This is a genomic window from Nostoc sp. MS1, from assembly GCF_019976755.1.
Taxonomy (GTDB): domain Bacteria; phylum Cyanobacteriota; class Cyanobacteriia; order Cyanobacteriales; family Nostocaceae; genus Trichormus.
This window is the reverse complement of sequence record NZ_AP023441.1, coordinates 3,377,315-3,392,524: the sequence shown is the minus strand read 5'-3', so window position 1 is coordinate 3,392,524 and position 15,210 is coordinate 3,377,315. Positions and strand designations below refer to the sequence as shown.

Genomic DNA, 15,210 nt, shown 5'->3' with positions numbered 1-15,210 from the left:
GGCATTTTGGCAGATTTAGTAATTACGAGCTTGGTATTGTGAGATTCACGAATGTCTTTGTGCGACTATAGACTTGCAGAACCCCTCGGTTAACTACCGGGGGTCTTTTTTAATTTTGTTAATTTGAAGATCAGCAAAAGTAAACTCCTTTTTCCCCATTCCCCAATACTTCCGCAATTTGGGAAAATAATAAATTAAGTTGAGTATCATAAAACTCTCTTGATTTGCTCATTTCCTCTAGGAAAATATGACTCATCCTTTCCTGAAACGCCTGCACAGTCCAGAACTTCCAGTGATCGTTTTTGACGGTGCAATGGGTACTAACTTACAAACCCAAAACCTCACGGCTGAGGATTTTGGTGGTGTGCAGTATGAAGGCTGTAACGAATACCTAGTCCACACCAAACCGGAAGCCGTCGCCAAAGTTCACCGCGACTTTCTCGCCGTGGGTGCAGATGTCATCGAAACTGATACTTTCGGTGCTACTTCCATTGTTTTGGCAGAGTATGATTTAGCAGACCAAACATACTACCTCAACAAGACAGCCGCAGAATTAGCTAAGAAAGTAGCGGCGGAGTTCTCCACACCCGAAAAACCCCGGTTTGTCGCCGGTTCCATTGGCCCAACAACCAAACTACCCACCTTGGGACACATCGACTTTGACACCATGAAAACGGCTTTTGCAGAACAAGCAGAGGCGTTGTTAGATGGTGGAGTAGATTTATTTATTGTCGAGACTTGCCAAGATGTGCTGCAAATCAAAGCGGCGCTGAATGGAATTGAAGAAGTTTTCGCCAAGAGAGGGGAACGCATACCCTTAATGGTGTCGGTAACGATGGAAAGTATGGGGACAATGCTGGTAGGTTCAGAAATCAGCGCTGTCCTAACAATTTTGGAACCGTTCCCAATTGATATTCTCGGTCTTAACTGTGCCACAGGCCCAGACTTGATGAAACCGCATATCAAATATTTGGCTGAACATTCGCCGTTTGTGGTTTCTTGTATTCCCAACGCGGGTTTACCAGAAAACGTTGGTGGACAAGCGCACTACCGCTTAACACCAACCGAATTACGTATGGCGTTGATGCACTTTGTTGAAGATTTGGGTGTCCAAGTGATAGGGGGTTGCTGTGGGACACGTCCAGCACACATTCAACAATTGGCAGAAATCGCTAAAGATTTAAAGCCGAAAGTCAGACAGCCAAGTTTAGAACCTGCGGCTGCATCAATATATAGTACGCAACCCTACGACCAAGATAATTCCTTCTTGATTGTGGGTGAACGCCTCAACGCTAGTGGTTCCAAGAAATGCCGTGATTTGCTGAACGCTGAAGATTGGGACGGACTGGTTTCAATGGCGCGATCGCAAGTTAAGGAAGGCGCACACATTCTCGATATCAACGTCGATTATGTGGGACGCGACGGTGTGCGGGATATGCACGAATTAGTTTCCCGTATTGTTAATAATGTCACACTTCCCTTGATGCTCGACTCCACCGAGTGGGAAAAGATGGAAGCGGGTTTAAAGGTGGCTGGTGGTAAGTGTTTGCTGAACTCCACCAACTACGAAGATGGGGAACCTCGTTTCCTGAAAGTGCTGGAATTGGCGAAGAAGTACGGTGCGGGTGTCGTTATTGGCACAATTGACGAGGAAGGGATGGCGCGGACGGCCCAGAAGAAGTTTCAAATTGCCCAACGTGCTTACCGTCAAGCGGTAGAATATGGTATACCTGCCCATGAAATATTTTTTGATACCCTAGCTCTACCAATTTCTACAGGGATTGAAGAAGACCGGGAAAATGGCAAGGCGACAATTGAATCTATTAGCCGCATTCGCCGAGAATTACCGGGGTGTCATGTCATATTGGGTGTGTCGAATATATCCTTCGGCTTGAGTCCAGCCTCGCGGGTTGTCTTGAACTCGGTGTTTCTGCATGAGGCAATGGTAGCTGGTATGGATGCGGCAATTGTAAGTGCCAGCAAAATTCTACCATTATCCAAAATTGAAGAACGCCATCAAGAAGTTTGCCGTCAGTTAATATATGATCAACGCAAATTTGAAGGTGATGTCTGCGTTTACGACCCCCTCACAGAACTAACCAAACTGTTTGAAGGAGTTACAACCAAACGTAACAAAGGCGTAGATGAAAGCCTACCCATCGAAGAACGCCTCAAGCGCCACATTATCGACGGCGAACGCATCGGTTTAGAAGCGCAACTAACCAAAGCCTTGGAACAATATCCCCCCCTGGAAATTATCAACACCTTCCTCCTAGATGGGATGAAGGTAGTGGGTGAATTGTTCGGTTCAGGACAAATGCAGCTACCCTTCGTTTTACAGTCAGCCGAAACCATGAAAGCGGCGGTAGCCTACCTAGAACCCTTCATGGAAAAATCCGAAGCAGGAAATAATGCCAAAGGAACGGTAATTATCGCCACCGTGAAAGGGGATGTTCACGACATTGGTAAAAATCTAGTAGATATCATCTTGTCTAACAACGGCTACAAGGTAATTAACTTAGGTATTAAACAACCAGTAGAAAATATCATTGAGGCTTACGAAAAGCATCATGCTGATTGTATTGCAATGAGTGGTTTGCTAGTAAAATCCACCGCTTTCATGAAAGACAATTTGGAGGCGTTTAACGAAAAAGGTATCACTGTTCCAGTAATTTTAGGTGGTGCGGCATTAACACCTAAATTTGTCCATCAAGATTGCCAAAACGCCTACAAAGGTAAAGTTATCTACGGCAAAGATGCTTTTGCTGACTTGCATTTTATGGATAAATTAATGCCAGCTAAAGCCATTGGTAAATGGGATAACTCACTAGGATTTTTAGATGAAGTAGCAACTGATGAATTAGAGACTATTAATCAGAAATCAGCAGCTACTACCAAAAAATCTCCACTCCCAACTCCCGACTCCCCACTCCCCGTAGACACCCGACGTTCCGAAGCCGTCGCCATAGATATACCTCGTCCCACGCCACCATTCTGGGGAACGCAGTTGTTACAACCCGGTGATATTCCTTGGGAGGAAATATTCTGGTATTTAGATTTGCAAGCTTTGATTGCGGGACAATGGCAATTCCGCAAACCCAAAGAACAATCTAAGGAAGAATATCAAGATTTCTTGAATGAGAAAGTATATCCAATTCTCGAAAATTGGAAGGAACGCATCATTGGAGAAAATCTGCTGCATCCCCAAGTAATTTACGGTTATTTTCCTTGTCAATCTGAGGGAAATACTTTGTATATCTATGAAGGCAACAGCCTAGATGCAAAAGCTAGAACTCACTTTGAATTTCCTAGACAGAAATCCTCCAGAAGATTATGTATTGCTGATTTCTTTGCACCAAAAGATTCGGGAATTATAGATGTCTTCCCCATGCAGGCGGTGACTGTGGGAGAAGTGGCTACAGAATACGCTCAAAAACTGTTTGCGGCTAATCAATACACTGATTATCTGTATTTCCACGGTTTAGCGGTGCAAGTAGCTGAAGCTTTGGCTGAGTGGACACACGCCAGAATCCGCCGTGAATTAGGCTTTGGGGCTGATGAACCCGATAATATTCGGGATGTTCTAGCACAAAGATATCAGGGTTCTCGGTATAGTTTTGGCTATCCAGCTTGTCCGAATATTCAGGATCAGTTCAAGCAATTAGAGTTGTTGGAGACTAGCAGGATTAATCTGTATATGGATGAAAGTGAACAACTTTATCCAGAACAGTCTACAACGGCGATTATTACCTATCATCCTGTAGCTAAGTATTTCAGCGCATAATTCTTTCGTCTCCTCCTCTTGTGTGAGGAGGAGAATTTGATGAAATAAACATCTTCATCTGAGTAGGATTAGTAATTATTTCTTTTACAAAATTTAATGCAAATGTTGATCAAAAAATTGTGTGAGTTTATGCCAAGAATCTTCAGCTGCTTCGAGGTTATAGGAAGAACGCTCATGACAAAAAAAACCGTGGTCGGCATGAGTGTAAACTTTTAACTGATAGTCTTTACCAAGTTCTTCTAATCGGGACTGCATTTGTCTAACACGTTGCTGAGGAATGAATGGATCACTATCACCAAAAAATAAGTACATAGGTACTTGAATATCAACGGCTGCATCCAGCCATTGATCTAAAATTACACCGTAGAATGGAGCAGCCGCAGCAATCTGATCTGATAATTTACAAGCACTCAGAAAAGCTAGCCCACCTCCCAGGCAAAATCCTGTAACACCAACCAGACTGGAAGGTTCTAATTGTGATTTGACATAAGCTACTGCTGCTCGAATATCTTCATCCACAGACTTTTCAAAATCAAGGCGGAACATCATAGCTCTTGCTTGTTCAACCTCGTCATATCCGAATTTGTTGTTCGGCAATTCACGATAATACAAGTCAGGGGCCAGCACTAAGTAACCCTCTTTGGCAATTCGCTCTGCCACATCCTGAATATGCTTTGTTAAACCAAATCCTTCCATTAACAAGATCACGCCTGCTTGCTGAATGGCAGCAGTCGGTGTACACAAAAAAGCGGGCATCTGTCCATCAGGCGTAGAAATCATCACCTGTGTCTGTTCGATTTGCACCTTAAGGCTCCCGTATGTTTGGTTCGCTTACTAGCTTAAGACATATCAAGCAGGATTAAGTAAAACCGCCGCGCATCGCTACTATTTCACTTCTCTAATTTATTTCCGAAAAATACAAATTGAAGTTTGTAGATAAGGCTATACAAACTTACAGGAACTAATCATGAAAGCCTTAAACAACAAAAGTACAAAATCTTTACTAGGAATCTTAGCTACGCTTACAGGAGCAGTTTCTATGCTAACAGCTACAGTAGCCGCACCTGCGACTGCTGCTAGTTCTGAACCTGTATTTAGTTGTAGTGCGCCAGATGTTTATGTTCAAGTATCTCGCCTTTACAATGGAAAGTTACAGTACCAAGCGTACAATATTCCTACGACTTTACAACGCCCTAGCCTGATTCTAAATAATGGTACAGTAAGACGTAATGAAAATGGAGACCCAGTTTACAGATTTAGAAGTGGGAATTACTTGTATGCTGCTGTTCAAGATACAGGTTATGGCAGAGTATTAGTTTATAAAAATAATCAACTTATTGCTACAAAATATTGTGGTGACGTGTAGGATTAATTGGTAATTGGTAATTGGTAAGTAGGTGGACACAATTATTTATAAGACGCATTTCGACTACGCTCAATGCTCGTTAACCTTATTAGAAGAAGGTTGAGTTTCGACTACGCGGTAATCGAGCGTAGTCGAGATTCAACTCCCGCGCAGTCGAAACCCGGCGCTATCAAGTTAAGTTTAATTTAGTCCTTCTACTTAATTGGTGATTACGTTATGTGAAAGTGGGATAGATGACTAAACGCATTATCGGCTTAACTGGTGGTATTGCTACAGGTAAGACTACTGTCGCTAATTATTTGGCTAGTGCTTATAATTTGCCAGTTTTCGATGCAGATATTTACGCCAGAGATGCAGTATCTTTGGGTTCGCCGATTTTGGATGCGATCGCCAATCGTTACGGTAAGGAAATATTACTACCAGATGGTAGCCTCAACCGTCAAAAGCTAGGTGAAATTATCTTTCCCCATCCAGAGGAACGGCAATGGGTGGAGAGTATCATACATCCTTATGTGCGTGATCGCTTCCTCAAAGCCATTGCCCAATCCACTTCTACAACCATAGTATTAGTCGTACCCTTGTTAATTGAAGCCCAAATGACTGATTTAGTCACGGAAATTTGGGTTGTCATCTGTTCCGAAGCACAGCAATTGCAAAGATTAATTGAACGCAATCACCTCACCCCCGAACAAGCACAGGCGCGAATTAATAGTCAATTATCACTTACAGAAAAAGCTGCGATCGCAGATGTAATTTTAGATAACTCCTCATCCTTGGAAGCACTGTTGAAACAAGTAGATATAGCTCTTAATTTTGAATTTTGAATTTTGAATTTTGAATTTATATCTCCCCCCCAACTACTACATCCTTAATCCGTAGACTAGGGCCGCCACAGCCTACAGGTAAGCCATTTTGTCCACCTTTACCGCAACCACCAGATTCGTCCCAGTAGAAATCATCACCGATGGCTTCAATATCTGCGAGGGTTTGAAAAACGTTGCCTGAAAGAGTTACATCTTTCACAGGTTCAGCAATCTTACCATTTCTAATCATCCAAGCTTCCCCGGCGCTAAATGTGAACATTTCGCCATTCGTCATCCCACCCAACCAATTACGGGCATATACTCCTTCTTTAATACCAGTGAATAAATCTGCAACTGGCGTTTTACCTCGCTCAATCCAGGTATTCGTCATCCGCACAATGGGAGTGAAGTGATAATTTAAACAACGAGCATTTCCTGTGGGCGCTTCGTCTAACTTACCTGCGGTTTCACGAGAATGCAAACGTCCTACTAGAACACCATCTTGAATTAGTTGAGTTGTAGTGGCGGGTGTGCCTTCATCATCATAAAAGTAACTGCCGCGATGTCCTTCTGGCGCTGCACCATCGAGAATCTGCAATTCTTCTGGCCCAAATCGCCGTCCAATAGTCATGACTTCTAATAAATCTGGGTTTTCGTAAGCCATATCTGCCTCGGAAAGATGTCCGAAAGCTTCATGAACGAATAATCCTGTCAGAATTGGGTCAATGACTACGGTGTAAGTGTTACCCTTAACTGATGGCAGAGACAAAGCAGCAACCGCTCTTTGGGCTGCATTTTTGACTTGATCATCTAAATTAATTAAATCTTCGTAGGCTTTGCGAGAACCTGTAGTTTCTCTGCCAGTTTGTACAGTTTCGCCATTTTTTGCAGTGGCGGCAAAGCGCATTTCCATATCCACCCAAGACTGTTGAATGAGAGTGCCTTCAGATGTGGCGAGGATAATTTTTTGGGCGCTGTCACTATAACGGACTGAGGTGGTAGTAATGCGATGGTCAACATTTTTGAGTAATTCAGTATAGCGATCGCATAATTCTTTTTTCTTCACTAGAGGAATTTTTCGCGGGTCTGTACCGCTTAAGGGTAGAGTGCATATTGCTTGCACTGGGTCAATAGGAGCCAGTATAGTTTCTTCATCTCCTACCAAGCGAGCTGCGGCGATCGCTTCTTCGATCCTATCCTTAATGGTCGCCAATTGATTAAAGCAGCTCAAACCCCAGCCACCCTTATAACAAGCGCGGACCTGTCCACCAATTGAGATTCCTTCGCTGAGGGTTTCTACCTTGTCGCCACGCAACAAGATATCAGTCCCTTCTGCCTCCTCTAAGCGAATGATTAAGTAATCTACACGCGATGAGTAGCGCGTGATGAGGTCAGAAAGTAAATTTTGTGCGTCAACAAGTGTAGTAGTCATTAGTCATTAGTCATTAGTCATCAGTCCATAGTCATTAGATAACATCTTGGCTACAACGGACTACTTTTATTTTGCAATTTTTCAAGTAATGTTTGCTACTAATGTCAATAAACTCAGCTAACTGTTGACTGTTGACTATTGACTATGAACTAAAGACTATCGGGGTCGATATTTAATTCCCGTAACTTGGCGGCTAAACGTTCGGCACGTTGCCTTTCCTGTTCGGCACGCTGTGCTTCCTGTTCGGCACGCTGTGCTTCCTGTTCGGCACGCTGTGCTTCCTGTTCGGCACGCTGTGTCTCCTGCTGTGCCAATTCTTCAGGTGTAAGTACTAGCTGTCCCTCTTGCGTAAAGTAGCGTAGCTGATTGTTATGTACACCCAAATATAACTTTAACTGCTGACTCCATAACCACCCTTGGTGGTTCGGTTCTACTGGTTGGTAATTTCCATCCACTAAATGAAAACCAGCAAACTCTAGATTGTAGGGGTCAAACCAAAAATACTCAGGTGTACGGAAGATATTTTGGTAAATTTGTTTTTTTAAGTCTTTGTCCGTCGCTTTGGTAGAGGAGGACAGCAACTCGACAATTATGTTGGGGTATTGACCGTTTTCTTGCCATACTACCCAACTCTTGCGCGGTTTGCGTTCGCATCCTAACACTACAAAAAAGTCTGGCCCGCGAAATTCTTCTGATTTAAGTTGACGCTGGCTATAGTAAATTGTCAGATTCCCAGCCGCATAAAAATCATTGCGGTTTTGCCACCACAATTCTAAGCACTTCAATAAAAGAATAATCTGGTGTAGATGTAAATCGCTTTCCAACGGTGGTTCGTCACTATATATATCTCCTGGTGGAAATATTATATCTTTCACTGGTTCCAAGTCTTGAGCAACTGACATGGCTTTAGGGCAATGAGGATAAGATAAACGGCTTTTGCTAGATGCACAGGTGTAATTACTATAATAATCACAAACTACTAAATAAAGTTTTAAGTCTGGAATTTTGATTTGCTGTTAGTGCGCGATCGCTAAAATCTATTAACATACATAAATTCACTGAATCAGCTTTTCAAACGTGATAGTTAGAATGCAAGAGGTCTAATGATTTTGCGGTGGATGCAAAACACATTCTGATTTTAATAGGATAGTGTTTGCTGACTCCAAAACTGAACACTGCTTTGTTAAATTCGCTAATGCAGGTGTAATTCCTACAGACAAATTGTTCAAAGCCTCTGAAAATACTGGTTGAAAACTTTTCAGCCAGAGTTTACTTGTTAAATACTCACTCTCAAAAGAATTATTTTCTAATAGCCAGAAATCTACCCCGTATTTTTGAATTAATTGCTTTGCTACAGTCAAATCAGGACTGTATTGAGCCTGAATTAAATCAATAGTTCGTTGGCGAATTTGGCGATAGTAACCTAAATGAAAAGGCAAAGCATATTCCCTACCTACTAAAATCGGTCTTTGGGCAAAAGTAGGAATATTGTCTGCCTCATCAGAGATAGTTGCAATCAGGCTATCTTTGGGTTGTTGTTGTAGAAATTTATATAATGCTGATGCTTCAGATAGCCGATAATCAGTTGTAGGAAAACGCCCAGAAATATTTGGGTATATTAACAAACCACCAACTAAAATAACTGCTAATATTGGCTGCCAAAATTGGCGTTTTTGTTGATAGTTATAAAACAGCCAATCTAAAATTGCAGTTAATGTAATACCTGCGGCGATCGCTAGCACAATTCGGAACGTATGTACTATGTAGCGTGTAGGAAAAAACAACTTCAAAAAAACAGCGTGAGCAGTAATATATAATACCAAAGATACGATAATAATTTGTGGTATTATTGTTACTTTATTATTGACTAACTTGACAACAGAAAAAGCCCTAAGTTTTTTCCGTACTATTGGTAAAAATAAACCTAGCCATATTAGAGGCGGCAACAACGGCGGTAATATACCACTATGTTGTCCAATCAACCAAAATTTCCACGGATTTTTATCAAAAAAAGGATGTCTTCCTTGTGTCCAATGTTCCGGCATTATCCAAGCTTGACTGCTTGTAACGACTGAACCAAATTGAGAATGATTAAAAGCATAAGGTAACAATAATAAAAATATTAATAGTAATATGCTACAAAGCCATCGATAATTATGACGTAACCGAATTAAGACTAGTCCTAAAGAAATAAATATCAGCAGAGGATAAAATAATATTTCTAAAATAATTATTAAGCAAACTCTGAGTAAAGAACCCTGTAATAGATAGTAAAATAACGCCAACAACAACGGATAAATAAAAGACTTTGGCGTAGCTGAAACCAACTCACTTTTAAATCCAAGACTTTGGTTAAGTAATAATGTAGTAATAAACGCAAAACCTGGAATTGGACAAATTTCTAAGCATAGATAAAAACAATAGACAGTACCAACTAATCCTAAAATAAGCGGTAATAATTTACTAAACAAAAGTGGAGTTATACCAAGATAAGCCATTACTTTATATAAAGTGGCGTATCCAATAGGAGTAATAAATTGGAAATAATCGGCAATTAAATCACCAGGGAATAACTCAGCATCAACAAATCGTTGCATCCAAAACACGTATTCTCTGGCATCATCTTGAGCTATATACTCTCCCCTAAAAGCTTTTTGTAGCGCTAGAATACCATAAGCTATGGCAAATACTAAGCTTAGATTTAACCAAAAAGCTATCAATATAGAATTACATGGATTTCTGTTTTTAGATACTTCATCAATTGGTGTAGTTAAAGTTTTATGCAGGTAATTAAAAAACATTGATAATGATAACCAGTTTGTTGGAATAACGCTAAAATGTACTTTATTCAAATAAGTACTTTTCAGCTACCTTCCAATATCGAGAGAATCGCTTCAAGTCGATGTAACCGTCATAGTCAAAAAACGGTTCTACTTCCAACACTTCCACTTTTATAGAACGCTCAATTTCATCACATATATCATCAAATCTAGGGCTAGGGCTATCTGCTGTCACTACTAAATCAGCATTGTTTTCTTTGGCAAATAACACAATTTCTTGTGCCACATTCCCACGGCGAATTTCTACAGGTAACTCTAGCAAACATTCATAAATAAACGTGATGCGTTTAAGGCTTAATTGCCATTCTTCTATCAAAGCATCATCCCAAACCCAAATAACAGGCGCATCTGGGTATTCTTGTAAAGCTGGGTTGTAGGGACTGAGACAGTCGCCATGTATCCATATTATTGGTTTGGTCATAGTTGAGGGAGTGGGGAGATGAGGGAGATGTAGCTTTAGCTTCCCGCAGGGTGGGAGATGAGGAGAACAACTGATAACTGTCAACTGTCAACTAACTACTTCTTTTTCCCACGTTGCCAACTTTGGCTGTTGGGTTGTTTGTTGAATTGTCCTTTGGGGAAAAGTCGCTGTTCTAATTGTTCATAACTGCCTTCAAAATCACAATGACCGTAGAGGGGACATTTTTGACAATATACGCCTTTGGTGTAACGTTCTAGGTTTTCGCGGTTGAAAAAATAAGGTTTGTGACTGAAGGTGCTGGCTACCCATTGCCAAGACATATTATTACTGGCAGGATCACCATCTAAAAGGTGTTCTAGAAACCATTTGGCTCCGGCTTGCCAACGAATGCGCCGCCAATGGACGATATAGGCAGCTAGCCACATTCTCATGTGGTTGTGTAAGTAACCTGTTTCCTGCAATTCGTGGCTGAAGCTGTCGATGCAAACTAATCTTGTATTACCTTCTTGTATATCTACAGGTAAATCTGATTTATATTCTGCGGGAGTGTAACCTGTTTTGTATTCTTCTTGGTCTTCCCAGATACCATGACCTAATTTGACATATAATCTCTGCCAATAATCCCGCCAGCCTAATTCATTGATGAGTTTTGTGGCTTCATCAGGGTTTTTGACGTTATCAAGTACATAATCTCGAATTTCTCGCAGGCTTAAAACTCCGTAGCGGATATATGGTGATAGCCGTGTGACATCGCCTGTTAAGAAGTTACGGGTTTTCGCATAAGTAGCAGGGTTTACTTTTTGTAAAGTTTCTTCAGCAGCTTTCCTACCACCCTTGGTATCACTAATATAATCGCTTCTTTCGGCTGCTTGGGGAAATTGTTCACGCAGGTAAGCTATTAGTTCGTCTCTACTCGTAAATTTACGCAACATAAGCTAGTTAAATATACATTAAATACAGCTGACAATATATATAGCTAACGAGTTAAATAGCTATGACTAATTTCTATTCTCCAACTTCTATCGCCACTCTTGCAAACAGGATCAATCTATTGTGTCTCAAATTATCAAAACTGAGCAACAAGGTCACTACCGCTATCATCCTATAGGGTTAAATCACAAAGGCCCGGCGCGGATATTTCCCTACACGGGAGAAGATGGGGCGCTGCTCTATGTTGTGACAAAATTACGAGAAGATGCTTTAAAGCAGGGAAAGTTGTCTGAGCCTTGGAGTTTGCTTCTCAAGCAGTTTGAGCAGACGATCGCTACAATAGACAAAACTTGGTTAGACTTTTCTACAATCTTAGTAGACTGGGAAATCTTTCAATCTGGATGGTTCAATCTCTACTTACCACCCAATGAACAATTCAATTCTAGTTATGTGCGAGAACGTCGGGAATTAGGACAAAGGCTTTCCGCCGCCAAGCAAGCAGCAGAAACAAAAACTGAGATTGGACAAAAAAGAGCGATATTCTATCAATCCCTAGAAAGAAGCGCTAAAGCAAAGAAGAATCAGCATCCTTATATTCCCACCCGTCCGGTAGCTAGTGTAATTCATGAACGGGATGGGGGTTTAAGCGATCGCGAATTTAGTCGGCAAAGATTAGCAGGAGATAACCCACTGGTACTACGGCGAGTCCAGCCAAAAGATCAAGCCTTGATACAATCTTGGGCAAGTCACTCTAATAATGTAGATTTAATTGCCTCAGCCGCCGAAAATCGCTTATTTATTGCTGAATACCCTTTATTCAAAGATTTAAAAGTTACAGATTTACAACCAGGTAAATATATAGGTAATCCAATTGCCCTATTTCATCGTTCACAGCAGGGATTAGAACCAATCCTTATAGAATTAGAAAAAGGGCGTGTAGTTACTCCAGCTTTTGTTGGCGGTGGTGCAGATGATTGGACAAGAGCCAAACTTTATGTGCAGTCGGCAGATGCAGCCCATCATGAGTTATTCTCTCACCTCAGCTATACTCATTTAGCAATGGAAGTGTTTGCGATCGCTACTCCTAGACAAATACCTAGTAATCATCCCTTTTATCAATTACTCAATCCTCATCTGCAATTTTTACTAGCAATTAATCAACGTGGTAATCAAATCCTTTTGCAAGAAGGTTCAGCTATTAGTTCCCTGATGGCTCCTGTAGGGCAAGTATCATTGGAGTTGATGAATAAAGCTTACAGGGAAAAGGTGTTTTGGGATTACGCCTTACCTAATGACATCGAACACCGGGGAATTGAAACGAAATTCCTGGCTGAATATCCTTACCGAGATGATGCTTTGTTATTGTGGGAAGCGATCGCCAAATACACCAGCAGTTACCTAAAACGCTACTATGCAGATGATAAAGCTGTATTGAAGGATATCTACTTACAAGCTTGGGCAGATGAACTCAGCGCACCTTTAAACACTCGTCCTAAATCAGAGTTTCCCCAATTACCAGCTTGGTGTCCAACCGAATTGGCGATCGCCACTGGACTCCAACCCCAAGAATTACCTACATATCCCCGCGTTCCTGGCTTTACTAAAATCACCAGCCTGCAACAACTCATAGATATTGCCACAATCATCATTTTCACCTGTGGCCCCCAACACGCAGCAGTTAATTTTAGTCAGTTTGATTATTTGGGTTATGTACCCAATGCACCGTTTGCCCTTTACAGCCATCCCGATACATCAGCCAGTATGTCAGAATTGCTACCGCCAGCCGATAAAGAACTCAAACAAATGGAGTTAACTTTTGCCTTGAATGGGATTTCTTGGGGAAAATTAGGTAGTTCCGAGTTAATTCGGTTTAATAATAGAGGCGATCGGCAGATTCTTTCACAATTCCAAAGCGAATTAACAGAAATTGAAAGCAAAATCAGACTCCGCAATCACAAACGCTTAGTAGCCACTGGCGTAGATTATCCTTATCTACTACCTTCCCGCATCCCCAACAGTATCAATATTTGATGTCCGCTTAAACACTTATCTTATAGTGGGGGTTGGTAATGGGAGAAAGCAATTACCCATTACCCATTACCCATTACCTAACAGAAAACGCTTCGCTAAATCTGCGAGTCACTGGTTCCATAATGAAAGTCAAAACTGACTTCTTACGAGTTACAATTTCACCACTTGCAGCCATCCCTGGAGTAAATACTACTTCTTGACCGCGAACAGAAACTGAGTGCTGATTTAGTTTGATTCTGGTGGGGAAAACTAAGCCCAACTCTTTATCGACAGTAGCATTGGGGCTAACTTGTACAACTTCACCATCAACAGTGCCGAACTCTTGGAAGGGAAAAGTTGCAAATTTAACTTTAGCTCTCATCCCTTTACGAATAAATCCAATATCACGGTTGAGAACTTTCACTTCTAGTAATATATCCTCACCCTCTGGCAAGATTGATAATAACTCTTCACCGCTTTGTACTGGCCCCTTAGTTGCTTTAATTTTATAGATTGTCCCAGCTACAGGAGCTTTGATAGTTTCACCATCTTTTTGTTTTTTGGCTTGCTCTAACTGTCCAGAAACGTTGGCTAATTCTTCTTTGCGCTTGTTCATCTCGGTTAAGATTTCACTTTGGCGCTCTGAAGCTACACGTTGTGCTTGACTACGAGCAGCTTCATAGGCTTTTTCGACTTGACGGATTTCTTGAGCTTGAGCTGCGATATCTCTTTCTAAGGATTCAACTTTATCTTCAGCCTCTGTCAAGCGATTTTGGGCGTTGATTACTTCATCTTGAGTTCTGGTAATATCTGTTTGGGCGCGAGCCAATCTTTCTTTTGCATCTAGGTAATCAACTCGCGGAACAGCGCCAGGAGTTATCAGAGTACGTAAATTTTTCTCTCTATTTTGAGCAATTTCTAGATTTTCTTGAACTTGAGTGCTGATAGTTTTAGCATTGAACAGGTTAGTTTTGGCGTTAGCAACACCAGTCCTAGCATTGACTAAATTGTCTTGTAACCGAGTTAGCCGCACTTTTGCCTGATCCATTAACGCACGTTGACGACCAGCTTCTGCTTCTGCGGCCGCTTGGCGTGCTTGATAGTCGCGCAGGCGAGCCTTTAAGAGTTCATCCTGCATTTCTGTACCAGTAGACTGTCCGCCTAAACGTTCCACCTGCAAACGCCGGATATCTTCTTGAATCAATTTTGTAGATTCGCCTAACCGAGCAACGTCAGTTTGTTTGAGGTCTGGGTCACGTTGAATTAATACTTGGTCTTTATTGACGCGATCGCCTTCTTTGACTTTAATTATTTTAATTACCCCATCACCCAAGGATGTTACTGGTCGTACCTGGGAAGACGCGATTAATTCCCCTTGAGCCACTGCTACCTCGTCGATTTCCGATAAACCAGCCCAGGCGATCGCACCAAATACTACTAAGCTAATGGTTCCTGCTAATAATCTAGTATAAAGGGGCGGCAATTCCTTAATCGCCTTACCCAGTTCGTAAGATAGTTGGTCTTCTGGTCTAGCAAATTGCTGTTTTGTCTGGCGTGCTTGAGCAGCATTGGCTAATAGGGAATACTTCATAAAGTTTTTATTTGTTAGTGGTTAGTGGTCAGT

Annotated in this window: 11 protein-coding genes; 4 read left to right on the top strand and 7 right to left on the bottom strand. The window is 41.5% G+C overall.

Annotated elements, in window-relative coordinates; translation table 11 throughout:
• The first annotated feature begins 247 nt into the window (after positions 1-247).
• A complete protein-coding gene (gene metH / locus NSMS1_RS14685; RefSeq protein WP_224094682.1) occupies positions 248-3,784 on the top strand; it encodes a methionine synthase in 3,537 nt (1,178 codons plus the stop codon).
• Between the two features lie 93 nt (positions 3,785-3,877).
• On the opposite strand, the gene NSMS1_RS14680 is transcribed toward metH, so the two are convergent.
• The gene (locus NSMS1_RS14680; protein WP_224095235.1) at positions 3,878-4,564 is read right to left on the bottom strand and encodes a dienelactone hydrolase family protein; all 687 of its coding nucleotides are present in this window, start codon (positions 4,562-4,564) and stop codon (positions 3,878-3,880) included.
• A gap of 187 nt (positions 4,565-4,751) precedes the next feature.
• Between NSMS1_RS14680 and NSMS1_RS14675 the strand changes: the two genes are divergently transcribed.
• Together NSMS1_RS14675 and coaE are read left to right on the top strand one after the other, a co-directional pair.
• Positions 4,752-5,150 carry a hypothetical protein gene (locus NSMS1_RS14675; protein ID WP_224094680.1) on the top strand — a complete coding sequence of 133 codons (399 nt, stop codon included), beginning with the start codon at positions 4,752-4,754 and terminating at the stop codon, positions 5,148-5,150.
• A 233-nt stretch (positions 5,151-5,383) separates the two neighbouring features.
• The gene (coaE, locus tag NSMS1_RS14670; protein ID WP_224094678.1) at positions 5,384-5,974 is read left to right on the top strand and encodes a dephospho-CoA kinase; all 591 of its coding nucleotides are present in this window, start codon (positions 5,384-5,386) and stop codon (positions 5,972-5,974) included.
• 16 nt (positions 5,975-5,990) lie between these two features.
• On the opposite strand, the gene NSMS1_RS14665 is transcribed toward coaE, so the two are convergent.
• The 5 genes from NSMS1_RS14665 to NSMS1_RS14645 form a co-directional block, all read right to left on the bottom strand.
• Positions 5,991-7,385, bottom strand: a complete 1,395-nt coding sequence (locus tag NSMS1_RS14665) for a TldD/PmbA family protein (RefSeq protein WP_224094677.1) — start codon at positions 7,383-7,385, stop codon at positions 5,991-5,993.
• A 149-nt stretch (positions 7,386-7,534) separates the two neighbouring features.
• Positions 7,535-8,287, bottom strand: a complete 753-nt coding sequence (locus NSMS1_RS14660) for a Uma2 family endonuclease (protein ID WP_224094675.1) — start codon at positions 8,285-8,287, stop codon at positions 7,535-7,537.
• A 198-nt stretch (positions 8,288-8,485) separates the two neighbouring features.
• Positions 8,486-10,186, bottom strand: coding sequence for a hypothetical protein (locus tag NSMS1_RS14655; RefSeq protein WP_224094673.1), 1,701 nt, complete (start codon positions 10,184-10,186; stop codon positions 8,486-8,488).
• Positions 10,187-10,229: 43 nt separating this feature from the next.
• Positions 10,230-10,646, bottom strand: a complete 417-nt coding sequence (locus NSMS1_RS14650) for a universal stress protein (RefSeq protein WP_224094671.1) — start codon at positions 10,644-10,646, stop codon at positions 10,230-10,232.
• 95 nt (positions 10,647-10,741) lie between these two features.
• Complete coding sequence (locus NSMS1_RS14645; RefSeq protein ID WP_224094670.1) at positions 10,742-11,578, bottom strand: FAD-binding domain-containing protein; 837 nt, start codon at positions 11,576-11,578, stop codon at positions 10,742-10,744.
• Between the two features lie 121 nt (positions 11,579-11,699).
• Between NSMS1_RS14645 and NSMS1_RS14640 the strand changes: the two genes are divergently transcribed.
• A complete protein-coding gene (locus NSMS1_RS14640; protein ID WP_224094668.1) occupies positions 11,700-13,607 on the top strand; it encodes a lipoxygenase family protein in 1,908 nt (635 codons plus the stop codon).
• Between the two features lie 73 nt (positions 13,608-13,680).
• Here the strand turns inward: NSMS1_RS14640 and NSMS1_RS14635 are convergent, their stop codons facing one another.
• Positions 13,681-15,177, bottom strand: a complete 1,497-nt coding sequence (locus NSMS1_RS14635) for an HlyD family efflux transporter periplasmic adaptor subunit (RefSeq protein ID WP_224094659.1) — start codon at positions 15,175-15,177, stop codon at positions 13,681-13,683.
• Between the last annotated feature and the right edge of the window lie 33 nt (positions 15,178-15,210).